The sequence below is a fragment of the Pseudomonas flavocrustae genome (genome assembly GCF_029872515.1).
GTDB classification, from domain to species: Bacteria; Pseudomonadota; Gammaproteobacteria; order Pseudomonadales; family Pseudomonadaceae; genus Chryseomonas; species Chryseomonas aestiva.
The window spans coordinates 104,956-126,409 of the sequence record NZ_JAPDIQ010000002.1; the positions used below are offsets into that span (position 1 = coordinate 104,956).

Here is a 21,454-nt window from a genome sequence, read left to right on the forward strand (position 1 = left end):
TTGAAAAAACGACACGGTCGTGCCCATGCCAAGGAACCGCTTCGCACCCTTCGTGCCCCTGTCTTTTGTCTGTCTGCTCGCCGCCTGTGCGAGTGCGCCGCAAAGTCCCGATGCCGTCGTTAGCCAGGATTCTTCCAGTACTTCCCGGACGTTCCAGACCGCTTCGCTGCATGGGCTGGGTGGCGCTGGGAACGGCTCCGTGCCCATGGAGACCGAGGGTGCTCAGCAACGTCCGGTCTTCCCTCATACCCAGTCGCCGCATCAGTTCGACTGGGAGCGCGAGGTCGGCCCGCGCCAGGCGCTGCCGAATCTGGCGGACCAGATCCTCAATCGTGCCACCCAACTGGTAGGGACGCCCTATCGCCGTGGCGGCAGCACCCTGGCCGGTTTCGACTGCAGCGGTTTCGTCAATTACGTCTTTCGCGAGCGCGCCGGCATGACCCTGCCGCGTTCCACCCGCGAGATCATCGATCTCGAAGTACCGGTAGTCAGCAAGAACGACCTGGAACCTGGCGACCTGTTGCTGTTCAATAGCAACGGCCGTGGCCGGGTCAGTCACACCGGTATCTACATGGGCGAAGGCAAGTTCATCCATTCCTCCAGTCGTCGTAGCGGCGGGGTGCGGGTGGACAGCCTGAACGACCAGTACTGGAAGGTGAGTTTCCTGGAAGGCAAGCGCGTATTGCGCTGAGGCGTATCGCCGCGATCTTCGCCGGTGCGCTTCGAGGACCCGTCGAGGCTGCGTGGCAGGCCGACGGTGATCGATGGATAACTAAGGATGTCTCCAATGCCGCATGCGGCTCGCCTCGGATTGTATTGCGCCTTCGTACTGCTGGCCGCCTGTGCCGGCAGGCCGCCCCAGGCCCCCGCACCGGTCGCCCCGGTCGTCTCCCGTCCCCTGCTGGAAAGCCAGGCCCAGGCGGCCAACGATGTACTCTTTCGGGCCATCGGCCTGGTCGGCACCCCCTATCGCTACGGCGGCAACACCCCGGCCGGTGGGTTCGACTGCAGCGGTCTGATCGGCTACGTCTATCGCGATGCGGCTGGCGTGACCCTGCCGCGCTCGACCCGCGAGATGATCACCCTCGGCTCGCCCAATGTGGCGCGCAACGCCCTGCAGCCCGGTGATCTGATCTTCTTCGCCACCGCCGGTGGCCGTCAGGTCAGCCATGCCGGTATCTATGTCGGGGAGGGGCGCTTCGTCCATGCGCCGCGTACCGGCGGTACCGTGCGCCTGGACAGCCTGGCCAAGCCCTACTGGCAGAACAGCTACCTGCAGGCCAAGCGGGTGCTGGTCACGCCGAGTCTCGCCGGCGGCTATTGAACCCCGTTTCGCCCGGGTCGCTCGAATGGGTATCCAGCCCGTGCGGAGCCCATCATGCCCCAGGCGATACGTCTGCCGCCCCAGCCGGCTCGCTGCGAGCTGTGCGGTCGGGCGGCGCCGCTCACCCGCCATCATCTGATCCCTCGCTCGCTGCACGACAAGGCCTACGTGCGCAAGAGATTCGACCGCATCAGCCGGATCACCGCCACCCTCTGGGTCTGCCGACCCTGCCACAACCATATCCACCAGACCTTCGACGAAAAGACCCTGGCGCTGGAATACAACAGCCGCGAATTGCTGCTCAGCGATCCGCGCATTCGCCAGTTCGTTGACTGGCTGGCGGCCAAGCCCGATGGCTTCGTGCCCAAGCGTTGAGTAATACCACCCCTGTAGAGTTTCACGTCTGGGTGGTTTCCTTCCTGTTCGGAGTGCAGGTAATCAGGATCCGAGGCAGGCAGCGTTCCAAGGGCACGCATCAGGACGAAGCCGGACCAGGGTGGGAATGTAAAGGCCGTCGTCAAGGTGCGGGTCGAAACTGTCGTCTGTATCTCACCTCCGGGGGCGAACGTCACGGCGGCTTGCCGCTGCGATTAGGATGAAGGCAAAGCCACGGCGTAATCGGCCAGTCCGATTCGACCTCACGAGGAGAGCTGATGAGATCCCTGGCCCTGCCCCTGCTGGCGGGGATGCTGCTCCTGTCCAGGACCGCGCTGGTCCACGCCGACGAGACGCCCCTGGCGCGTGGCGAATATCTGACCCGCCTGGGCAACTGCCAGGGCTGCCATACCCGTCCCGATGGCGCGCCCTTCGCCGGTGGCGTCGCCTTCGAGACGCCTTTTGGCCGTCTCTATTCGAGCAACATCACCCCGGATCGCGAACACGGACTGGGGGACTGGACGGCAGACGAGTTTCGCCGGGCCTTGCACGAAGGCCTCGGGCGCGAGGGTGAGCAGCTCTATCCGGCCTTTCCCTATACGGCCTTTACCCGCTTGAGCGACGAGGATGTCGCGGCCATCTTCGCCTATCTGCAGGTCCAGCGCCCCGTGCCCTATGCACCGCCGGCCAACGCGCTGCGCTTTCCCTTCGATCAGCGCGCGCTGATCCGTGGCTGGAAATGGCTGAACTTCCGTCAGGGCCCACTGCCCGCCGTGACGGACGCTCAGGTGGCGCGGGGTGCCTACCTGGCGGAGGCGGTGGGACACTGCCAGGAGTGCCATACGCCGCGCACCTGGAGCCAGGGTCTCGACAGCGGCCGGGCCTATACCGGCGCGACCCAGCAGGGCTGGACCGCCTGGAATCTCACCGCGGATCCCCGCGGCCTTGGCGGCTGGAGCGATGCCAAGCTGGCCAGCTATCTGCGCGAAGGGCACCAGCGTGGCGAAGCCGTGGCGGCGGGACCCATGGCCGAGGTGGTGAGTGGCGGTACCCGTCATCTGAACGATGCGGACCTCGGCGCCCTGATCGCCTATCTGCGGACCCTGCCGGCGCAGCCCGGAGCGGTGCCGGCACGGGCCGAGGTGCAGCCGCCCGGGGAAACCGGGCCGCTCACCGCCGCCGAGGCGGAAAGCGCGGCCTTGCTGCAATCCGCCTGCGCCAGCTGTCATGCCCCGGACGACCGGGGGCCGGCTGGTCCCTATCCACGATCCTTCAGCAACTATTCGGCGGTGCGCGATCCCGCGGGGACCAACCTGGTGCGTGTCCTGCTCGACGGCCTCGATCGCCAGGGGCGGACCGAACATGCCTTCATGCCAGCCTATCGGGACTTGCTCAGCGATCAGCAACTGGCCGACCTGGCCACCTACATCGGCCGCCGCTTTGGCGGTCACGCCGCCGACATCCGTGCTGCGGACGTGGCGGCCGCGCGCAAAGGAGAGAAATAGCGGTGGCGGCCATCGAATTGAAGGTCAATGGCGAGCAGCGACAACTCGACGTCGATCCGCGCATGCCCTTGCTGGAGGCCTTGCGTGACGAACTGGGTCTCAAGGGGCCGAAGTTCGGCTGCGGCCTGGGCGAGTGTGGCGCCTGTACGGTGCTGGCGGATGGCAAGCCGGTGCGTGCCTGCCTGTTGCCGGCAGTCTCCTTTGCCGGTCGTGAGCTGCTGACCCTGGAAGGTCTGGGTACGCCTGAGGCGCCGCACGCGCTGCAGCAGGCCTTTATCGAGGAACAGGCGGCGCAGTGCGGCTATTGCATCCCCGGCATGGTGATGACCGCCCGGGCGCTGCTCGAACGCGTGCCTGATCCCAGCGATGCGCAGATCCGCCAGGCGCTGGCGGCCAACTTCTGTGGCTGCGGTACCCACTATCGCATCCTGCGGGCGGTCAAGCGGGCGGCGGTGCTCCTGCGCGACGGGCAGGCTCCGGCATGACGCTGTCGCGACGTGCCTTTCTCGGCGGCAGCGCAGTGCTGCTGCTGGGCTTCAGCCTGCAGCGACCGGTCGCCGCCCAGGTGCTGCCTGCGCCGGCTGACCCGGCGGACCTGGCCAAGACCCTCGATCAGCGCCAGCTGGACGCCTGGCTGGCGGTGGATGCCCAGGGCCAGGTCACCGTCTACAGCGGCAAGGTGGAACTGGGTACCGGGGTCAGCACGGCGTTGCGGCAGATCGTGGCCGAGGAGCTTTGCGTGGCCTTTGCCGCCACCCGGCTGATCCAGGGCGATACCCGGCTGACCCCGGACCAGGGCATCACCGCCGGCAGCAAGAGTCTGCAGGTGGGCGGCGCCCAGTTGCGCAAGGCCGCCGCCAGCGCGCGGCAATTCCTGTTTCTGGAGGGATCGCGGCGCCTGGGGCTGGATCTGGCGGTGGTGGACACGGTGGATGGCCGCGTGGTCTATCGTGGCGATCCCACCGGGCGCTATGTCAGCTATGGCGAACTGGTGGGCGGACGGCCCCTGGGGCGGCTGGTCAATCAGGCCGTGCGTACCCGCGCCGTCAAGGATTACCGCCTGGTCGGCACCTCGGTGCCGCGCGAGGACATCCCCGCCAAGCTGTTTGGCAGCTTCGATTACGTCCACGACCGGCGCCTGCCCGGCATGCTGCACGGCTGCGTGATACGGCCACCCTGCACCGGTTCGGCGCGGCTGGCGGGGGTGAGCCTGCGCGGTATCGATGCCAGCGCGCTGCCGGCTGGCGCTCAGCTGGTGTACGAAGGCGCCTTCGTCGCGGTGGTGGCCGAGCAGCCCTGGCTGGCGCGGCAGGGCGCGGCGGCGCTGCGGGTGGACTGGAGCCTGGTGCCGGATCTGCCGCTGCCGGGCGAACTCTACGCCCAGCTGGAAGCCAAGGCCGGACCGGCCGACATCCAGCAGGAGGCCGGCGATGTCGCGGGCGAATTGGCGAATGCCGCGCAGCGGCTGGACGCCGAGTATCGCTGGCCCTATCAGAACCATGACTCCATCGGTCCCTCCTGCGCGGTGGCGGACGTGCGTGCCGACGGCGCCACGGTCTGGAGCGGTACCCAGGGCGTCTACCAGCTCCGGGCAGCACTGGCGGATCTGCTGGCGCTGCCGGAAGACAGTATCCATGTCATCTATCAGCAGGCTTCGGGTTGCTATGGCCATAACGGCGCCGATGATGCGGCGGCCGATGCGGCGCTGTTGTCCAAGCTGTGCGGCCGTCCGGTGCGGGTGCAGTGGAGTCGGGCCGACGAGCACGGCTGGAATCCCAAGGGCCCGGCCATGCTGCTGCGTCTGGCGGGTGGCCTGAGCGCGGCTGGTGATCTGCTCGCCTGGCGCTTCGCCAACTGGACGCCTACCCACCTGACCCGACCCAATGGCCAGACCGGCAAGGCGGCGCTGCTCGCCGGGCAGCTGGCCTACAACCTGCCGCTCGAGGGTGGGCGGGGCGGTGGCAATCGCAATGCGCCGCTGGACTACGACCTGCTCAACGTCCAGGTGGCGACCCATTGGCTGGAAGCCGGGGATTCGCCGCTGCGACCCTCGGCCCTGCGCGCCCTGGGAGCGGTAGGCAATACCTTTGCCAACGAATCCTTCATGGACGAGCTGGCCCTGGCGGCCGGGGTCGATCCGTTGGAATTCCGCCTGCGCTATCTGCAGGACCCTCGCGCACGGGCGGTGCTGCAGGCCGCCACCGACAAGGCCGGTTGGCAACCACCCACCCGGCAGGAAAAGGCTTGGAACGGTGCCCTGGCGAAAGGGCAGGGGCTGGCCTTCCTGCACTACGAAAACGAGAACGCCTATGTGGCCGCGGTGGTCGAGGTGGCGGTGAGCGAGGCGACGGGGATCCGGGTCACTCGTGTGGTGGTGGCTCATGATTGCGGTCTGATCGTCAATCCGGATGGCCTGCGCAATCAGCTGGAAGGCTGCGTGGTCCAGGGCATCGCCCGGACCCTCAAGCAGGCGGTGCGTTTCGATCACCAGGGAGTGACCAGCCTGGAGTGGGGTGCCTATCCGCCGCTGACCTTCAACGAATTGCCCGAGCTGGAACTGGAGCTGATCGATCGGCCGGAAGAACCGGCGGTGGGGGCCGGGGAGGCCACCACCGCGGCCATCCCCGCGGCCATCGCCAATGCCGTGGCGGCAGCGACCGGCCTGCGCCTGCGCGAGGTACCGCTGAATCGCCAGCGTCTGCGCGAGGCGCTAGCCGCTAGCCGCTAGGCGCGTTTCAGCCGCTGCTTGAAGAACAGCGCGGCGCCGGCGCCCAGCACGGCGACGATCGCCGCACCGATCCACAGCGACTCGTTGCCGGCAAAGCTGAAGTGGTTGGCGCCCTTGGCCGCCAGATAACCCGGGCCCATCATCAGTGGCGCCCAGACGATGGCCGAGAGCACATTGGCCGACTGGAAGCGCAGCTGGTTCATCGCCATCATCCCGGCCACCAGGGGCACGGTGTTGCGGATCATGGTCAGGAAGCGTCCGCCGAATACCGCGAAGAAACCATAGCGGCGAAAGAACAGTCGGGTCCTGGCCACCTGCTTGCGATAGCGGCGAAAGGGCGGGCGGTGGACGATACTGGGACCGAGCCAGCGGCCGATGATGTAGGAGCAGATGTCGCCGAGGATGGCGCCGACGATGGCGGCCAGCACCAGCGGCACCGGCGAGAGCACCCCGGAGCCGGCCAGGCCGCCGACCACCAGCAGCAGTGCTGTGGCCGGAATGAAGACGCCCAGCAGCACCAGGGACTCGCCAAAGGCGAGCAGGCCGACGAGCAGCGGCGCCCAGGCCTGGTGGGTTTCGATAAAGCCAAGCAGCGATTGCGTCAGGGATTCCATGGGAGGCCACTCTTGCCGAAAGTCCTAAGACTACGTGGCGCCCGTGGCCTGCCAGCCGTTTCAACAGCTTGAATCAATTTCCATTGCTGGAAGTGCGCAGGAGCGCGCATCGGCGCCCCCGACTGGACGCCTCAGCTTTTCGCCAGAGCGTCCTGAGCAGCCTGCCAGCGCAGTGCGTGGCGCTCGCCGACGACGAAACGATCGCCCTGGAAGTCCCAGCGCTCCACGTCCACGGTCTTCTCCGCCCCTTCGCCGACCAGCAGGCGATTGAAGGAGTTGGGCGAGGTGCCGCGCACGCGAGAGGAGAGGGCGGTGCCGGCCTGGACGATCCAGACCTCGCGGGGCAGGGTGGGGTACTGGCGACTCAGCGGCAGCACATAGGGCAGGTGGATATGCCCGCCCATCACCAGATCCAGTCCGGCGTCGGCCCAGGTGGCCAGGGCGTGATCGGCGTTGTGCTGCAGATTGCTCAGGTCACTGAGTTCGAGGGCGCCGAAGGGCTGGTGGGCGATGACGATGCGCAGCTTGCCCGGACCGGCGCGGCGCAGGCGCTCGGCCACCCGCTCGATCTGCTCGGTGCTTACCGCTCCGTCCTTGTGGCGTTGCGGAGCGGTGGTGTTGAGCCCGACCAGCAACAGCTCGTCGTTTTCGAAACTGGGCTCCAGATCCTGGCCGAAATGGCGGCGATAGTTGCCATAGGGCGTCAGGAAACGCGCGAAGACATTGTACAGCGGCAGGTCGTGATTACCCGGGATCACCAAGGTTTGCGGAATGCCGTGGCTTTCTAGGCGTTCGACAAAGGTCTTGGCGGCGGCGAATTGTTCGCGCCGGGCGCGCTGGGTGATGTCCCCGGAGAGAATGAGGACATCGGCGCCGTGTTCGCGGACATGGGCTTCCAGAGCCGCGACCACGGCGGGTTGCTCGGTGCCGAAGTGGGTATCGGAGATTTGCAGGAGGGTCGTCATGAGGACCTGGTTTCCAACGGATTCCCCTTTACGACCGCAACGGGCGCCAAGCGATCCGGCGAACGCTAGCTAGACTTCGCCGTCGTGGTGCCAGGCGTCATGCAGCTCGGAGGCGTTGGCTTCGCCGACTTCGGGGCGGGCCTTGAGCCAGTCCAGCAGGGCGGTACGGTCTTCCGCGGTGGGCGAGGTGTAGCGCTTGTTGGCCATGATGGTGCCTTCGACCCAGGCGTTGTCGAAGCCGCCGATGTAGTCCAGCGTGCGCTCTTCGACGTAGTCGATGAAGTCGCCCAGGAAGGTGTCCAGATCGTCTTCGCTGAGTTCGTTCTTGAAGCTCACCTTGATCTCAAAGGCCAGTTCCTGGAATTCGCCCAGGTACTGCTTCTTGCGCAGGCGACGCTTCATGCGGCTCAAACGGGGATCTTGGTTGGTATCGGTCATGGCGAAGGCCTGGATATCGATTAAAGGGCGGGCATTATCCCTGGCGTCGACGGGTAATGCCAATGCCGACCGCTCCAGCGGTGGGTCAGCCGGACCTTTTTGCCTGCGACCGGAGCGCGCAGTAGCGGAAGGACCTGCTCAGGCCGCCATGGCCGCGCAGGCATCGGCGCAGGCTTCGCAGGCCCGGGCGCAGGCCTGGCAGTGATCGGCCTTGTGCTTGCCGCATTCGGCGGCGCAGGCGCGGCAGGTGGCCAGGCACAGAGCGCAGGCTTCGGCGATGCGGTCGCTATTGCGCTGCATGAAGGTGGCGGCCAGGCGGCAGGCATCGGCGCAGTCCCGGTCCAGGCGGACGCAGTCGCGCATCATGTCCAGATTGGCTTCGCCCAGGCAGGCGCTGGCACAGGTTTCACAGGCGGCAGCGCAGTCGAGACAGGCCTTGATACAGGCGGCGAGGGTGGCATCGTTCATCCGGTAGCTCCTGGTGTGGGGTGCCTAGGGTGGACCCGGTCGGCTGGCGCCGAGTTCGGCCGGTGCGATCGATTGACGCTCTCCCGGGTAGTCCGTACCCTGCGCCCTTGCACGTGGTGCCCCGCCTCGCCGGGGTGAAACAGGGAAGCCGGTCGAGCCGGCGCTGCCCCCGCAACGGTAGTTGAGCAGTAGCTGCGCGACACCCACTGGCCCTGGCCGGGAAGGGGCGCAGCGGATGCCCCCAGGGCATCGGCTCACCAGCCCGGAGACCGGCCACGCTTGCGTTCATCTCGGCGATGCGGAGGGCGTCGCGCGGCGTCGCCACCTGCCTTGCGCGGGCGGCGTCTCTGCCCGTTTCTCCGCCGCGCCCGCACCCGGAGAACCACCCATGACCGATAGCCCCGATTCGACCAGCCCCGAGCGCGACGAGCGCCACCGCGCGCGCATGGTGCGCAAGAAGGCGGTGATCGACGCCCGCATCGCCGAAGCCCAGGACGAGCGCGGCCTGCTGCTGGTCCACACCGGCATCGGCAAGGGCAAGAGCAGCTCGGCCTTCGGCATGGCGGCGCGTGCCCTCGGCCATGGCATGAAGGTGGGCGTGGTGCAATTCATCAAGGGCCGCCGCGACACCGGCGAGCAACTCTTCTTCAGGCGCTTCCCGGACGAGGTGCGCTACCACGTCATGGGCGAGGGCTTCACCTGGGATACCCAGGACCGGGCCCGCGATCTGCAGTCGGCTGCCGCGGCCTGGGCGGTGGCGGTCGAGCTGCTGCGCGATCCGGCCATCGGCCTGGTGCTGCTGGACGAACTCAACATCGCCTTCAAGCACGGCTATCTGGACGTCGACCAGGTGCTGGCCGATCTGGCCGGGCGCCCGGCGCACCAGCACGTGGTGGTGACCGGGCGCGGTGCGCCGCCGGCGCTGGTCGAGGCCGCCGATACCGTGACCGACATGAGTCTGGTCAAGCATGCCTTCCAGGCCGGCGTCCGCGCCCAGCAGGGTATCGAATGGTAGGCGAGACGCGGCATTGCCCGGCGCTGCTGATCGCCGCCCCGGCCTCCGGTCAGGGCAAGACCAGCGTCACCGCCGCCCTGGCCCGGTTGCACGCCCGCCAGGGGCGGCGGGTACGGGTGTTCAAGTGCGGTCCGGACTTTCTCGATCCGATGATCCTTGCCCGCGCCAGCGGCGCACCCGTCTACCAGCTCGATCTGTGGATGATCGGCGAGGCCGAGAGCCGGCGCCTGCTGTGGGAAGCGGCGGGGGAGGCCGATCTCATCCTCATCGAAGGCGTCATGGGCCTGTTCGACGGCCAGCCCTCGGCGGCCGACCTGGCCGAGCGCTTTGGCGTACCGGTGCTGGGAGTGATCGACGCCGCCGGCCTGGCGCAGACCTTTGGCGCCCTGGCCTATGGCCTGGCCCACTATCGGCCGGGCCTGCCCTTCGCCGGGGTGCTGGCCAATCGCAGTGGCAGTCCGCGGCAGACGCAACTGATCCGCGGCAGCCTGCCAGCGGGCATGACCTTCTTTGGCAGCCTGCCGCGCGATGCCGGCATCGAGTTGCCCAGTCGTCACCTGGGGCTGATCCAGGCCGACGAGGTCACCGACCTGGATCGTCGTCTCGACATGGCGGCCGATGCCCTGGGCGCCAGTTCCACACTCGAAGTGCCGCCGCCGGTGGCCTTTGCCGCACCGCCGCCGACCGTGGTCGAGCCGCTGCTGGCGGGGGTGCGGATCGGCGTGGCCCGGGATGCGGCGCTGGCCTTCATCTACCAGGCCAATCTCGATCTGCTGCGCGCCCTGGGCGCCGAGCTGCAGTTCTTTTCCGTGCTCACCGACACGGCGCTGCCAGCGGTGGACAGCCTCTATCTGCCCGGCGGCTATCCCGAGCTGCACCTGCAGACGCTGTCCAACAACCTGGGCATGCGCGCGGCCATTCGCGCCCACCATGCGGCCGGCAAACCGATCCTCGCCGAGTGCGGCGGCATGCTCTATCTGCTCGACGAACTGACCGACAAGGCCGGCGAATCCGCCAGCCTGCTCGGACTGCTGCCGGGCAGCGCGCGGATGCAGGCACGCCTCACCGCCCTGGCCTTGCAGTCGGTGGAGTTCGAGCAGGGCACCCTGCGTGGCCACACCTATCATCACTCGGCCCTCGAGTCATCCGAGGTGCCCTGGGCGCGCGGGCTGTGCCCCAACGGCAAGGCGGTCGCCGAGGCGGTCTACCGCGACGGTCGCCTCACCGCCAGCTATATTCACTTCTACATGCCGTCGGCACCCGCCGCGGCCGCCGCGATGCTCAAGCCGTGACCACGACCCCCTATACCCCCGCCGAACAAGCCGCCGTCTACCGAGCCATCGCCGAGCGCCGCGACATGCGCCACTTCTGCGGTGGCGAGGTGCCCCCCGAGCAACTGGCCCGCCTGCTCGGTGCCGCCCACCAGGCGCCCAGCGTCGGGCTGATGCAGCCCTGGCGCTTCCTGCGCATCAGCGATCCGGCCCTGCGCCAGCGCCTGCACGAGCTGGTGGAAGAAGAGCGCTGCGCCACCGCCGACGCCCTCGGCGAGCGCAGCGACGACTTCATGAAACTCAAGGTGCAGGGCATCCTCGATTGCGCCGAGGTGCTGGTGGCCGCGCTCATGGACGGCCGTGAAGCCCACGTCTTCGGCCGCCGTACCCTGCCGGAGATGGACCTGGCCTCGCTGTCCTGCGCCATCCAGAATCTCTGGCTGGCGGCGCGCTGCGAAGGCCTGGGCATGGGCTGGGTGTCGCTGTTCGAGCCGGAAGCCGTGCGCAGCCTGCTGGAGATGCCGGAAGGCGCGCAGCCGGCGGCCATCCTCTGCCTGGGACCGGTGGAAGCCTTCTATCCGCGCCCGATGCTGGAAGAGGAGGGCTGGCGCCAGGGGCGGCCGCTGGAGGAGCTGGTCTTCGAGAATCGCTGGGGCCAGAAACCATGATGCTGGCCTTCGCGGTCGTCAGCGGCATGCTGCTCGACCTGCTGTTCGGCGAACCCCGCCGCGCCCACCCCCTGGTGCTGTTCGGGCGCCTGGCCGACAGCCTCGAAGCCCGCTTCAATCCCGGTGGCCGTGGCTGGCGCAGCCATGGCGTGGTGGCCTGGAGCCTGGCCGTGCTGCCCTGGGTGCTGCTCACCGCCTTGCTCTGCCAGCTCGACTGGCTGGCCTGGATAATCCAGCCCCTGGCGCTGTATCTGGCCGTGGGACTACGCAGCCTTGGCGAGCACGCCGAGCCGGTGGCCCGCGCCCTGCAGCGCAACAATCTGCCCGAGGCACGGCGTCGGGTCGGCTACCTGGTCAGTCGTGAGACCAGCGAACTGGACGAGACCGCCGTGGCCCGCGCCGCCACCGAATCGGTGCTGGAGAATGGCAGCGATGCCGTCTTCGCCGCGCTGTTCTGGTTCGCCCTGCTGGGTGCCCCGGGCGTGGTGCTCTATCGCCTGGCCAATACCCTGGACGCCATGTGGGGCTATCGCACGCCGCGCCTGGAGCGTTTCGGCTGGGCCGCGGCGCGGCTGGACGATGTCCTCAATTACATCCCTGCGCGCCTGGTAGCCCTGACCTATGCCGGCCTTGGCCGCTTCTGGAGCGCCATCGAAAGCTGGCGCACCCAGGCACCGCTGTGGGACAGCCCCAACGCCGGTCCGGTGATGGCGGCCGGTGCCGGCACCCTGGGCGTGAGCCTGGGCGGCCCGGCTCGCTACCACGGCGAATGGCACGAGCGTCCGGTGCTGGGCCGTGGACCGGCGCCGACCTTCCTGGCCATCACCCGCGCCCTGAAACTGGTGCGCCGTGGCGCCTGGTTGTGGACCGCGCTGATCGCCCTGGGAGGACTGCTGCTTGCTTGAGCATGGCGGTCGACTGCGGCGTGCCGCCCGCAGCTACGACATTCCCCTGGGCGATTGGCTGGACCTGTCCACCGGCCTGGCCCCCTGGCCCTGGCCGCTGCCGGAGATTCCGGCCAGCGCCTGGGCCCGGCTGCCGGAGCCCGATGACGGCCTGGTGGAGGCTGCCGGTGCCTGTTACCGGGCCGGCGCGCTGCTGCCGGTGGCCGGTTCCCAGGCCGCCATCCAGGCACTGCCGACCCTGCGCGCACCCGCGCGGGTCGCGGTACTGGCGCCCTGTTACGCCGAACACGCCCTGGCCTGGCGTCGCGCCGGGCACGAGGTGCTGGAGTGGAGCGAAGCCCGGATCGCGGCCGACCTCGACCAGCTGGACGTGGTGGTGGTGGTCAATCCCAACAATCCCACGGGCGAACGCCTGTCGCCGGCCCGGCTGCTGGACTGGCACGCCCGCCTCGAACGCCGCGGTGGCTGGCTGGTGGTGGACGAGGCCTTCATGGATCCCACCCCTGCAGCGAGTCTTGCACCCTTCAGCGATCTGCCCGGGCTGATCGTGCTGCGCTCCTTTGGCAAGTTCTTCGGACTGGCCGGGATGCGCCTGGGCTTCGTGCTGGCGGCGCGAAGCCTGCTGGCGCAGCTGGACGAGCAACTGGGTCCCTGGACGGTGAACGGCCCCAGTCGTCATCTCGCCCGGCAACTGCTGGCCGATCAGCCGGGCCAGCAGCGTCAGCGCGAGGCGCTGCTCAAGGCCGGTGAGCGCCTGGCGGCGTTGCTGGCCCGGCACGCCCTCGCGCCCAGCGGTGGCTGCGCCCTCTTTCAATTGCTGCAGCGCGCGGACGTCGCGGAGCTGCACGAACACCTGGCCCGCCAGGCCATCCTCACCCGCCTGTTTCCCGCGCTTGGCGCCCTGAGATTCGGGCTGCCCGGCGACGAGTCCGGCTGGCAGCGCCTGGACCAGGGCCTCGCCAGCTACCGGAGTCCCCTATGAGTACGCTGATGGTGCAGGGCACCACCTCCGATGCCGGCAAGAGCACCCTGGTGGCCGCCCTGTGCCGCTGGCTCTATCGCCAGGGCGTGGCCGTGGTGCCCTTCAAGCCGCAGAACATGGCGCTCAACAGCGCCGTGACCGCCGATGGTGGCGAGATCGGCCGGGCCCAGGCGGTCCAGGCCCAGGCCTGTGGCCTGGCGCCCCATACCGACATGAATCCGGTGCTGCTCAAGCCCAACACCGATGTCGGCGCCCAGGTGATCATTCACGGTCGCGCCGTCACCAGCATGGATGCCAAGGCCTATCACGCCTACAAGCCGATAGCCCGGGAGGCGGTGCTGGCCTCCCATGCCCGCCTCTCGGCGGGCTATCAGGTGGTGCTGGTGGAGGGCGCCGGTTCGCCGGCCGAGATCAACCTGCGCCAGGGCGATATCGCCAACATGGGCTTCGCCGAGGCGGTGGACTGCCCGGTGCTGCTGGTGGCCGACATCGACCGGGGCGGCGTCTTCGCCCATCTGGTCGGCACCCTCGACCTGCTCGAACCCAGTGAACAGGCGCGCGTCGCCGGCTTCATCATCAACCGCTTCCGCGGTGACCTGGCGCTGCTGCAACCCGGGCTGGACTGGCTCGAAGCCCGTACCGGCAAGCCGGTGCTCGGCGTGCTGCCCTATCTGCACGACCTGCACCTGGAAGCCGAGGATCGCCTGGCCACCGGCCAGGTCGCCAAGCAGGGACCGCGTCTGCGGGTGGCGGTGCCGGTGATGCCGCGATTGAGCAACCACACCGATTTCGATCCCCTGCGCCTGCATCCCCAGGTGGAGTTGCTGTTCGTCCGCCAGGGCGAGGCGCTACCCGCCGCCGACCTGATCATCCTCGGCGGCTCCAAGAGCGTGCGCAGCGACCTGGCCTTTCTGCGCGCCCAGGGCTGGGACGCGGCCATCACCCGTCATCTGCGATACGGCGGGCGGGTGCTGGGCATCTGTGGGGGCTTCCAGATGCTCGGCGAGCGGATCGCCGATCCTCTCGGGCTGGAAGGCGCGCCGGGTGACAGCGCCGGTCTGGGCCTCCTGGCCATGAGCACCGAATTGGCGGCGGAAAAGCAGCTGCGCAACGTGCACGGCTGGCTGAGCGACGGCGACGCCGAGGTGGCCGGCTACGAGATCCATGCCGGTGTCAGCCAGGGCCCGGCCCTGGAGCGGCCGGTGCTGCGCTTTGCCGATGGCCGCGTGGATGGCAGCCTCAGCGACGACGGCCAGGTGCTGGGCACCTACCTGCACGGCCTGTTCGAATCGCCCGCCGCCAGCGTCGCCCTGCTGCGTTGGGCGGGTCTCGCCGAAGCGCAGCAGCTGGACTACCACGCCCTGCGCGAGCGCGATCTGGAGCGCCTGGCCGATCTGGTCGAACACCATTTGGACACCGGGCGCCTGCGCGCCCTCTGCGAGCTCTAGATGCGCGAATTCATCCTCGGTGGCGCTCGCTCCGGCAAGAGCGCCCTGGCCGAGCGCCTGGCCGCCGAGTCCGGCCTTGCCGTCACCTATATCGCCACCGCCGGCGGCAGCGACGCCGAACTGGCCCGCCGCATCGAACGCCATGCCGCCCGCCGACCGGCGCACTGGGGGCTGGTGGAAGAACCCCTGGCGCTGGCCGAACGCCTGGAGGCTTTGGCGGCGCCGAATGCCTGCCTGCTGGTGGACTGCCTGACCCTCTGGCTGACCAATCTGCTCTTGCTCGACGATCCCCGGCGCCTCGACAGTGCCTGCGCGGAGCTGCTTGACGTCGTGCCGCAGTTGCCCGGCCACCTCATCTTCGTCAGCAACGAAACCGGTCTGGGCGTCGTCCCGCTGGGCGAGCTGACGCGCCGCTATGTCGATGCCGCCGGCGAATTGCACCAGGCCCTGGCCGCGCGCTGCGAGCGCGTGGTGCTGACCGTCGCCGGTCTCCCCCTGACCCTCAAAGGAATCCCGCTATGAGCATGCCCTGGTGGCAAGGACCCTGCCGCCAACCCGATACCGCCGCCGCCGAAGCCGCGCGCCAGCGGCAGGCGGTATTGACCAAGCCGAGCGGTTCGCTCGGCGATCTGGAAGTGCTGGCCATCCAGCTGGCGGCCCTGCAGGGCACGCCGCGGCCACTGCTGCAGCGGACCGCCATCGCCGTCTTCGCCGGTGATCATGGGGTGGTGGAAGAGGGCGTCTCGGCCTATCCGCAGTCCGTGACCGCCGAGATGGTACGCAACTTCGTGCGTGGCGGAGCCGCCATCAGCGTGCTCGCCCGGCAACTGGACGCCGCCCTGGAAGTCATCAACCTGGGCACCGTCACGCCGCTGGAAGCCCTGCCCGGGATCATCGACCTGCCGCTAGGGCGCGGTACCGCCAATTTCACCCTGACCCCGGCCATGACCCATGACCAGTGCCAGGCCGCGCTGCAGGCCGGGCGCGACGCCGTCCTGCGCGCCTGCGCCGGGGGTGCCGATCTGTTCATCGGCGGCGAGATGGGCATCGGCAACACCACCGCCGCCAGCGCCATTGCCAGTGTGCTGCTGGATACCTCGCCGCTGGCCCTGGCCGGGCCCGGTACCGGCCTGGACGCCGATGGGGTGGCGCGCAAGGTGGCGGTCATCCAGCGCGCGCTGCTGCGCCATGGCGACGCCCTGGACGATCCCTACGAGCTGCTGCGGCGCCTGGGCGGCTTCGAGCTGGCGGCCCTGACCGGTGCCTATCTGGCCTGTGCCCAGCAGGGCCTGCCGACCCTGATCGACGGCTTCATCTGCTCGGTGGCAGCGCTCTGCGCCCAGCGCCTGCAACCCGCCACCCGCGACTGGCTGCTGTTCGCCCACTGCGGCGCCGAGCCCGGCCATGCCGCGGTGCTGCTGGCGCTGGGCGGCGAGCCGCTGCTGGACCTTGGCCTGCGTCTGGGCGAAGGCAGCGGTGCGGCGCTGGCCGTGCCGCTGCTGCAACTGTCCTGCCGCCTGCACAGCGAGATGGCGACCTTTGCCGAAGCCAGTGTCTCCAGCCGCGCCCATGACTGACTGCTGGCTGCTGCGCCATGGCGTCACCCAAGGCCCCGAAGGCTTTCGCGGACGCCTCGATCCGCCGCTGGCGGAGCAGGGCTGGGCGCAGTTGCGTGCCGCCGTCGCCACGCAGCCGCCTTTCGAGCTGATCCTGACGTCGCCGCAACAGCGCTGCGCGCGCTTCGCCGAGTGGCTGGCGGCGGAGCAGGGCGCCGAGCTGGTGCTGGAAGCGGATCTGCGCGAACTGGATTTCGGCGCCTGGGAAGGCCGTAGCGCCGCGGAGCTCATGCAGGACCAGGCGGAGGCCCTGGGGCGGTTCTGGGCCGATCCCTATGCCTATACCCCGCCCGAGGGCGAGCCCGTGGCGGCCTTCGCCGAACGGGTCCTGGGGGCGGTGACACGGTGGCGGCCCCGGCTGCAGGGCCACCGCAGTCTGATCGTCACCCATGGCGGCGTCATCCGCCTGCTGCTGGCCCGCCAGCGGGGTCTGGCACCCAGGGACCTGCTGCAGGTCGAGGCGCCCTACGCGACCCTGCAGCCACTGACGCTGGAGGAGGGCTGATGCCGCTACCCCTGCTGATCGCCGTGCAGTTTCTGACCCGTCTGCCGGTCCGGCTGCCCGGCCTGCCGCCCGCCGAAGCCGTCGGCCGCTCGGTGCTCTGGTATCCGGCGGTTGGCCTGCTGCTGGGTGCGCTCCTCAGTCTGATCGCCTGGCTGGGCGCCGCGGGCGGCGTCTTCCTGCAGGCGGCCCTGGTGCTGGCCGGCTGGGTGATCCTCACCGGCGGCCTGCATCTGGATGGCCTGGCTGACACCGTGGATGCCTGGATCGGCGGCTATGGCGATCGCGAGCGGACCCTCGCCATCATGAAGGATCCGGCCTGCGGACCCATGGGCGTGCTGGCGCTGCTGCTGACCCTGCTGCTCAAGTGGAGCGCTCTGGTGGTGCTCCTGCCGCACGCGCCGGGCTGTCTGTGGCTGGCGCCCCTGGCCGGTCGCCTGGCGCTGCCCTGGCTGTTGCTGACCACCCCCTATGTACGCCCTGGCGGTCTGGGCGATCTGCTCAGTCGCCACCTGCCGCGGACAACCTTGACTCGGGTGCTGCTGCTGGGCGCGCTAGCCATCCTCCTGCTGCCCCAGGGCTGGACCGCACTGCTGGTCACCGCCGGGGTCGCGCTGCTGGTGCGACGCGCCCTGCGCCAGCGTCTCGGCGGTACCACCGGGGATACCGCCGGAGCCCTGCTGGAATTCACCGAGACCGGGGTATTGGTCGCGCTGGCCCTGACGCTGGGCTGAAAAATCGGCCCAAGCGTGAGGCACCCGGGATTTTGCGACCGTGGTCCTTGAACGACGTCGGTTAAACCGTTAAGAAGGCGCCTGGTTGCGCGTCCAGCGAAACCGCCTCGGCACGAGCGGGTCCAGGGGGAGTCGTCGTCAGTTGGACAAGGAGCCCCAATGCTCGATGCGCCTCACAGCGTCGCCTCGCCCCGGGAAGTCGCCCCCGCGTCGCGGCTCCGCTTCAAGCCACGCAGCCTGTTCGCCAAGTTCTTTCTGGCGTTCATCCTGGTGGATGCCCTGGGCACCCTGCTGTTCACTCTGCACAGCTACCACCAGGCGCGCGAAGCCAGCAGCCAGAGCATCGACTATCGCTTGATGAGCGCGGCCCTGGCGCTGCCGGAAATTCTCGGCGAGGACTATCTCGCCCAATTGCAGGATCCGGCCCAGGCCGATCCCGAACGCTACCAGCGAACCCTGATCACCCTGGATCGCTATGCCCGCAAGGCCGGGCTGGCCTCGCTCTATGCCTTCGTCAAGGAAGGCTCGAGCTTTCGCTTCATCATGGATTCGGCCAACGAGGAGGAAATCCGCGTTGGCTATTTCGGCGACTATCGCCAGCTCTACGAGCAGGCACCCCCGGAACTCGCAGCGGTGTTTGCCGATCATCAACCGCGTTTCGCGGAATACCAGGATAACTTTGGCAGTTTCCGTTCCCTGTTCCTGGCCATTCCAGGGCAGAACGGGCAAGCAGTCGTCATAGGGGCGGACATGTTCATGGAAGGAATAGCAGCGGCGGAGCAGTCGGCTCTGCTGGATTCGCTGCTCATAGGGGCGATCATCTTCGCGATGGGCGCTCTGGTCAGCCGGATCTTGGCAGGCGCACTCAATCGCTATCTGCTCCGTCTGGGTCAGGCCACCGAACGCATCGCCGATGGCGACTATCAGCTGGGCCTCAAGGAAGGCCGCGATCCGGTCGGCCGGCTCGGTCGCGCCATGAATCAGATGGGCGCCGCCCTGGCCGCGCGCGAGCGGCGCATCAGCCAGCTGGCGTTTCGCGACATGCTCACCCGGCTGCCCAACCAGGTGCGGCTGGTCCTGGAGATTCGCCAGCGCATCGAGCATGCCGCGGCCGGGCGCTTCGCCGTGCTGCTGCTGGATGTGGCCAACTTCCGCAACATCAACGAACTGCTCGGCCAGGAAGGTGGCGACAAGATCCTGCGCCACCTGGCGCGTCGGCTGAGGGTCGCGGCGCCGGAAGAGAATGGCGTGGCGCGGATCGGCGCCGACACCTTCGTCCTGCTGCTACCCTGGTTCGACGACGCCTCGGCGGAGGCGGCGCTGCTGTCGCTGCGCAACCTGGTGGAAAAACCCTTCGTCAGCGGCAACCAGCGGGTGTCGCTGCGCATCACCTTCGGTATCGCCTGCTACCCCGAGCATGGCGCCAGCGCCGAGGCCCTGCTGGCCAACGCCGAGACCGCGCTGCAGGATGCGCGCCGGCGCCAGCTGCCCTTCGCCTTCCACGATCCGGACCAGGAGCGTCAGCGGCAGCTGGGCATCGCCATGCTCGACGCCCTCGACCTGGCCGTGGATCACGATCAGCTGCGCCTCTATCTGCAACCCAAGATCGCGCTACCCGACGGCCGCGTGGAAGGCGCCGAGGTCCTGATCCGCTGGCAGCATCCGGAACTGGGGCTGCTCAAGCCGGACGCCTTCGTCGGCATCGCCGAACAGAGTCGCAAGATCTGCGACATCACCCTTTGGGTGCTGGAGCGCTGCATGCGCCTGCAGCGCGAGCGGCAGCTGGGCGCCCTCAAGCTCAACGTCAATCTGTCACTGCTGGACCTCGAGCATCCCGCCTTCATCGCCCGCATCGGCCGGCTGCTGGACGAGACCGGCGCCGTCGCCGCCGGCTTCTGCCTGGAGATCACCGAGTCCCGGGCCATGAGCAATCCGGTACAGGTGCTCGACTGCCTGCGCCAGCTCAAGGCCATGGGCTTCGAGCTGTCGCTGGACGACTTCGGCGCCGGGCATTCCTCGCTGGCCTGCCTGAGCAGCTTTCCCATCGACGAGCTGAAGATCGATCGGCAATTCATCGAGCACTGCCAGCTGCCCGGTGATCAGGAGGTCATCAGGCTGCTGGTCCAGCTCGGCCAGTTGCGCGGGCTGCGGGTGGTGGCCGAAGGCGTGGAGACCCGCCAGGCCCTGCAGGTCCTCACCGAGCTGGGCTGCGACCAGATCCAGGGCCAACTGGTGGCCGGCGCCCTGTCGCTGGACGACTTCCAGCGCTGGTACGCGGAGCAGGAGCAGGGCTACTGGGGGCTCAGAGCGTAGGCGAGCACCGCGGCTATTCGTCGACGCGGATGGTGCTGCGCGATCCCGGTCCCGGAAAGCACGAAGCCGCCTGGCGGCGGCTTCGGTAGCGGACCCTGACGCTTAGAAACGGTAGGTCAGCTGGGCGCCCAGACCGTGGGCGCTGTTGTCGTACTTGGCGCTGTAGCCGGCCTTGGTGGAGGTGGCGGGGCGATTGATCGACACATCGTCTTCCCAGAGGTAGGCATAGGCCACATCGATGGTCATGTCCTTGGTCGGCGACCAGCCTGCGCCCACCGAGAAGGTCTTGCGATCGCCCACCGGGATGCGCACGTTGCGGTTGCCGTTGTCGGCCGGCGAGGGGTCGATGGCCATGCCCGCGCGCAGCACCCACTGGGGATTCAGCTGATAGGCCGTGCCGATGGCGTAGGACCAGGTGTCCTTCCAGTTGAGTTCCTCCGTCACGGTCGCCAGGGGCGAACCCAGCACCGGCAGGGTGGGGGTGCCTTCGTTCTCCACGTCGATCGACTTCAGGCGACTCCAGCGGGTCCAGGTGGCACCGGCGTACATCGTCCAGTTGTTGTTCAGACGGTAGGTGAAGGAGGCATCGCTGCTTTCCGGCAGGGTGATGTTGAGGCTGGCGTCATACTTGCCGTTGAGCCGGCTGACCAGGGCGTTGGTGATCGGACTGGCCTGGCTGTTGGCACCCGTGACCTCGGTGTTGCCCTTGAGCTTGTAGGTGACCTTGGAGTGGTAGGTCAGGCCGAAGGTCAGGTCATCGGTCAGGTCCGCGAGCAGGCCGACGTTGAAACCATAGGCGGTGTCGTCGCCATCGATCTTGACCTGGCCATCCTGGGTGCTGCCGAAGTTGACGTTGCTGTTGAGCTTGCCTTCGATGCGGTTGATGGTCGGACCGAAGCCGATGGAAACCTTGTCGGTGATCTTGTAGCTGACGGTGGGCTGGATGGTGATGACTTCCACCTTGCTCGCCTGACCCTGGTAGCGACCCTGGAAGGCGTGCTCGTAGTTGCTGATCAGCGCATAGGGGACATACACACCCAGGCCGAAGTGCAGGCGGTCATCCACCGGGGTCACGAAGTAGCCGAAGGGCACCACCGAGTTGGGCACCATGTCGCCGTCGTTGCTGCCGGGCACCTGTTGGCCGTTGGCATAACGGGCGTTGACGTCCTTGATATCGACCTTGGCGTGGATGTAGGCGCCACCCAGGGACACCTCACGGCCCAGGCGCGACATGCCCGCCGGGTTGCCATAGATGGTGGAAGCGTCCTGCGCGGAGGAAGAGCGTCCGGCGAAGGAGGTACCCATCCCGCTGACACTCTGTTCGTTGATAGCCAGACCGTTCGCCAGGGCATAGCCGGAAGCGCTCGAAACGGCCAATGCAAGTAGGGTCAGTTTTATTGTTTTCATGCTCTTGCAGCTCCATTGAAAGGCGAGAAGCGCTTACCTCCGCGGATTCCCAAGTCCGAGTGAGTACCTGCGCACACTCAGCTTTTAGCAGGCCCTGCCTGCGAATACAAAAAAAACTATTCGGTCACGTTTGGTTCGGGGCGGTCATCAAGCGTTCATCCGACGAACCCGCCTGG

The 21,454-nt window shown here is 68.2% G+C and carries 22 protein-coding genes and 1 riboswitch; of the genes, 17 read left to right on the forward strand and 5 right to left on the reverse strand.

The window, feature by feature from the left end; genetic code table 11:
• Window positions 1–25 precede the first annotated feature (25 nt).
• From OMP44_RS05125 to OMP44_RS05150, 6 genes are all read left to right on the forward strand, one after another.
• Window positions 26–691, forward strand: a complete 666-nt coding sequence (locus OMP44_RS05125; protein WP_280306847.1) for a C40 family peptidase — start codon at window positions 26–28, stop codon at window positions 689–691.
• A 96-nt stretch (window positions 692–787) separates the two neighbouring features.
• Window positions 788–1,324: a C40 family peptidase gene (locus OMP44_RS05130; protein WP_017638877.1), complete on the forward strand. Its 537-nt coding sequence runs from the start codon at window positions 788–790 to the stop codon at window positions 1,322–1,324.
• Between the two features lie 54 nt (window positions 1,325–1,378).
• Window positions 1,379–1,699: a hypothetical protein gene (locus OMP44_RS05135; protein ID WP_133859661.1), complete on the forward strand. Its 321-nt coding sequence runs from the start codon at window positions 1,379–1,381 to the stop codon at window positions 1,697–1,699.
• A gap of 278 nt (window positions 1,700–1,977) precedes the next feature.
• Entirely contained in the window at window positions 1,978–3,204 is a 1,227-nt protein-coding gene (locus OMP44_RS05140; protein ID WP_280306849.1) for a c-type cytochrome, read from the forward strand.
• A 2-nt stretch (window positions 3,205–3,206) separates the two neighbouring features.
• Window positions 3,207–3,689, forward strand: coding sequence for a (2Fe-2S)-binding protein (locus tag OMP44_RS05145; RefSeq protein WP_133859659.1), 483 nt, complete (start codon window positions 3,207–3,209; stop codon window positions 3,687–3,689).
• The gene (locus OMP44_RS05150) at window positions 3,686–5,932 is read left to right on the forward strand and encodes a xanthine dehydrogenase family protein molybdopterin-binding subunit (protein ID WP_280306850.1); all 2,247 of its coding nucleotides are present in this window, start codon (window positions 3,686–3,688) and stop codon (window positions 5,930–5,932) included. Before OMP44_RS05145 ends, OMP44_RS05150 begins: the two co-directional genes overlap by 4 nt.
• Here the strand turns inward: OMP44_RS05150 and OMP44_RS05155 are convergent.
• From OMP44_RS05155 to OMP44_RS05170, 4 genes are all read right to left on the reverse strand, one after another.
• Window positions 5,929–6,546, reverse strand: a complete 618-nt coding sequence (locus OMP44_RS05155) for a DedA family protein (protein ID WP_280306851.1) — start codon at window positions 6,544–6,546, stop codon at window positions 5,929–5,931. The genes OMP44_RS05150 and OMP44_RS05155 overlap by 4 nt on opposite strands.
• A 131-nt stretch (window positions 6,547–6,677) precedes the next feature.
• Window positions 6,678–7,511 carry a metallophosphoesterase family protein gene (locus OMP44_RS05160; protein WP_187978808.1) on the reverse strand — a complete coding sequence of 278 codons (834 nt, stop codon included), beginning with the start codon at window positions 7,509–7,511 and terminating at the stop codon, window positions 6,678–6,680.
• A 69-nt stretch (window positions 7,512–7,580) separates the two neighbouring features.
• The gene (locus OMP44_RS05165) at window positions 7,581–7,949 is read right to left on the reverse strand and encodes a YggL 50S ribosome-binding family protein (protein ID WP_280306852.1); all 369 of its coding nucleotides are present in this window, start codon (window positions 7,947–7,949) and stop codon (window positions 7,581–7,583) included.
• Between the two features lie 138 nt (window positions 7,950–8,087).
• On the reverse strand, window positions 8,088–8,417 hold the full coding sequence (locus OMP44_RS05170; RefSeq protein ID WP_280306853.1) for a four-helix bundle copper-binding protein: 330 nt from the start codon (window positions 8,415–8,417) through the stop codon (window positions 8,088–8,090).
• A 97-nt stretch (window positions 8,418–8,514) separates the two neighbouring features.
• Window positions 8,515–8,709, forward strand: a riboswitch (cobalamin riboswitch).
• Window positions 8,710–8,805: 96 nt separating this feature from the next.
• On the opposite strand from OMP44_RS05170, the gene cobO reads away from it, so the two are divergent.
• The 11 genes from cobO to OMP44_RS05225 all read left to right on the forward strand — a co-directional run bounded on the left by cobO (window position 8,806) and on the right by OMP44_RS05225 (window position 19,871).
• A complete protein-coding gene (cobO, locus tag OMP44_RS05175; RefSeq protein WP_158895445.1) occupies window positions 8,806–9,432 on the forward strand; it encodes a cob(I)yrinic acid a,c-diamide adenosyltransferase in 627 nt (208 codons plus the stop codon).
• Window positions 9,426–10,724, forward strand: coding sequence for a cobyrinic acid a,c-diamide synthase CobB (locus tag OMP44_RS05180; RefSeq protein ID WP_280306854.1), 1,299 nt, complete (start codon window positions 9,426–9,428; stop codon window positions 10,722–10,724). The genes cobO and OMP44_RS05180 overlap by 7 nt, the downstream gene beginning before the upstream one ends.
• Window positions 10,721–11,371 (forward strand): 5,6-dimethylbenzimidazole synthase, encoded by a 651-nt coding sequence (gene bluB / locus OMP44_RS05185; protein WP_133859651.1) that lies wholly within the window; start codon window positions 10,721–10,723, stop codon window positions 11,369–11,371. Before OMP44_RS05180 ends, bluB begins: the two co-directional genes overlap by 4 nt.
• Window positions 11,368–12,276 carry an adenosylcobinamide-phosphate synthase CbiB gene (cbiB, locus tag OMP44_RS05190; RefSeq protein ID WP_273861209.1) on the forward strand — a complete coding sequence of 303 codons (909 nt, stop codon included), beginning with the start codon at window positions 11,368–11,370 and terminating at the stop codon, window positions 12,274–12,276. The genes bluB and cbiB overlap by 4 nt, the downstream gene beginning before the upstream one ends.
• Complete coding sequence (cobD, locus tag OMP44_RS05195; protein WP_273861208.1) at window positions 12,269–13,258, forward strand: threonine-phosphate decarboxylase CobD; 990 nt, start codon at window positions 12,269–12,271, stop codon at window positions 13,256–13,258. Before cbiB ends, cobD begins: the two co-directional genes overlap by 8 nt.
• On the forward strand, window positions 13,255–14,706 hold the full coding sequence (locus OMP44_RS05200) for a cobyric acid synthase (RefSeq protein ID WP_280306855.1): 1,452 nt from the start codon (window positions 13,255–13,257) through the stop codon (window positions 14,704–14,706). The genes cobD and OMP44_RS05200 overlap by 4 nt, the downstream gene beginning before the upstream one ends.
• Entirely contained in the window at window positions 14,707–15,228 is a 522-nt protein-coding gene (gene cobU, locus OMP44_RS05205) for a bifunctional adenosylcobinamide kinase/adenosylcobinamide-phosphate guanylyltransferase (protein WP_280306856.1), read from the forward strand.
• The gene (gene cobT / locus OMP44_RS05210; protein WP_187978815.1) at window positions 15,225–16,283 is read left to right on the forward strand and encodes a nicotinate-nucleotide--dimethylbenzimidazole phosphoribosyltransferase; all 1,059 of its coding nucleotides are present in this window, start codon (window positions 15,225–15,227) and stop codon (window positions 16,281–16,283) included. The genes cobU and cobT overlap by 4 nt, the downstream gene beginning before the upstream one ends.
• The gene (locus OMP44_RS05215; protein WP_280306857.1) at window positions 16,276–16,827 is read left to right on the forward strand and encodes a histidine phosphatase family protein; all 552 of its coding nucleotides are present in this window, start codon (window positions 16,276–16,278) and stop codon (window positions 16,825–16,827) included. Before cobT ends, OMP44_RS05215 begins: the two co-directional genes overlap by 8 nt.
• Window positions 16,827–17,558 (forward strand): adenosylcobinamide-GDP ribazoletransferase, encoded by a 732-nt coding sequence (locus OMP44_RS05220; protein ID WP_208694589.1) that lies wholly within the window; start codon window positions 16,827–16,829, stop codon window positions 17,556–17,558. Before OMP44_RS05215 ends, OMP44_RS05220 begins: the two co-directional genes overlap by 1 nt.
• Before the next feature lie 159 nt (window positions 17,559–17,717).
• Entirely contained in the window at window positions 17,718–19,871 is a 2,154-nt protein-coding gene (locus tag OMP44_RS05225; protein WP_187978818.1) for a putative bifunctional diguanylate cyclase/phosphodiesterase, read from the forward strand.
• Between the two features lie 102 nt (window positions 19,872–19,973).
• Here OMP44_RS05225 and OMP44_RS05230 read toward each other — a convergent pair whose 3' ends face one another.
• Window positions 19,974–21,278, reverse strand: a complete 1,305-nt coding sequence (locus OMP44_RS05230) for an OmpP1/FadL family transporter (RefSeq protein ID WP_280306859.1) — start codon at window positions 21,276–21,278, stop codon at window positions 19,974–19,976.
• Between the last annotated feature and the right edge of the window lie 176 nt (window positions 21,279–21,454).

Excerpts from the sequence above, each read along its gene's own strand:
- OMP44_RS05125 (WP_280306847.1), top strand. The coding sequence starts at position 26 with ATGCCAAGGAACCGCTTCGCACCCTTCGTGCCCCTGTCTTTTGTCTGT.
- OMP44_RS05130 (WP_017638877.1), top strand. The coding sequence starts at position 788 with ATGCCGCATGCGGCTCGCCTCGGATTGTATTGCGCCTTCGTACTGCTG.
- OMP44_RS05135 (WP_133859661.1), top strand. The coding sequence starts at position 1,379 with ATGCCCCAGGCGATACGTCTGCCGCCCCAGCCGGCTCGCTGCGAGCTG.
- OMP44_RS05140 (WP_280306849.1), top strand. The coding sequence starts at position 1,978 with ATGAGATCCCTGGCCCTGCCCCTGCTGGCGGGGATGCTGCTCCTGTCC.
- OMP44_RS05150 (WP_280306850.1), top strand. The coding sequence starts at position 3,686 with ATGACGCTGTCGCGACGTGCCTTTCTCGGCGGCAGCGCAGTGCTGCTG.
- OMP44_RS05155 (WP_280306851.1), bottom strand. The coding sequence starts at position 6,546 with ATGGAATCCCTGACGCAATCGCTGCTTGGCTTTATCGAAACCCACCAG.
- OMP44_RS05160 (WP_187978808.1), bottom strand. The coding sequence starts at position 7,511 with ATGACGACCCTCCTGCAAATCTCCGATACCCACTTCGGCACCGAGCAA.
- OMP44_RS05165 (WP_280306852.1), bottom strand. The coding sequence starts at position 7,949 with ATGACCGATACCAACCAAGATCCCCGTTTGAGCCGCATGAAGCGTCGC.
- OMP44_RS05170 (WP_280306853.1), bottom strand. The coding sequence starts at position 8,417 with ATGAACGATGCCACCCTCGCCGCCTGTATCAAGGCCTGTCTCGACTGC.
- cobO (WP_158895445.1), top strand. The coding sequence starts at position 8,806 with ATGACCGATAGCCCCGATTCGACCAGCCCCGAGCGCGACGAGCGCCAC.
- OMP44_RS05180 (WP_280306854.1), top strand. The coding sequence starts at position 9,426 with ATGGTAGGCGAGACGCGGCATTGCCCGGCGCTGCTGATCGCCGCCCCG.
- cbiB (WP_273861209.1), top strand. The coding sequence starts at position 11,368 with ATGATGCTGGCCTTCGCGGTCGTCAGCGGCATGCTGCTCGACCTGCTG.
- OMP44_RS05200 (WP_280306855.1), top strand. The coding sequence starts at position 13,255 with ATGAGTACGCTGATGGTGCAGGGCACCACCTCCGATGCCGGCAAGAGC.
- cobU (WP_280306856.1), top strand. The coding sequence starts at position 14,707 with ATGCGCGAATTCATCCTCGGTGGCGCTCGCTCCGGCAAGAGCGCCCTG.
- cobT (WP_187978815.1), top strand. The coding sequence starts at position 15,225 with ATGAGCATGCCCTGGTGGCAAGGACCCTGCCGCCAACCCGATACCGCC.
- OMP44_RS05215 (WP_280306857.1), top strand. The coding sequence starts at position 16,276 with ATGACTGACTGCTGGCTGCTGCGCCATGGCGTCACCCAAGGCCCCGAA.
- OMP44_RS05220 (WP_208694589.1), top strand. The coding sequence starts at position 16,827 with ATGCCGCTACCCCTGCTGATCGCCGTGCAGTTTCTGACCCGTCTGCCG.
- OMP44_RS05225 (WP_187978818.1), top strand. The coding sequence starts at position 17,718 with ATGCTCGATGCGCCTCACAGCGTCGCCTCGCCCCGGGAAGTCGCCCCC.
- OMP44_RS05230 (WP_280306859.1), bottom strand. The coding sequence starts at position 21,278 with ATGAAAACAATAAAACTGACCCTACTTGCATTGGCCGTTTCGAGCGCT.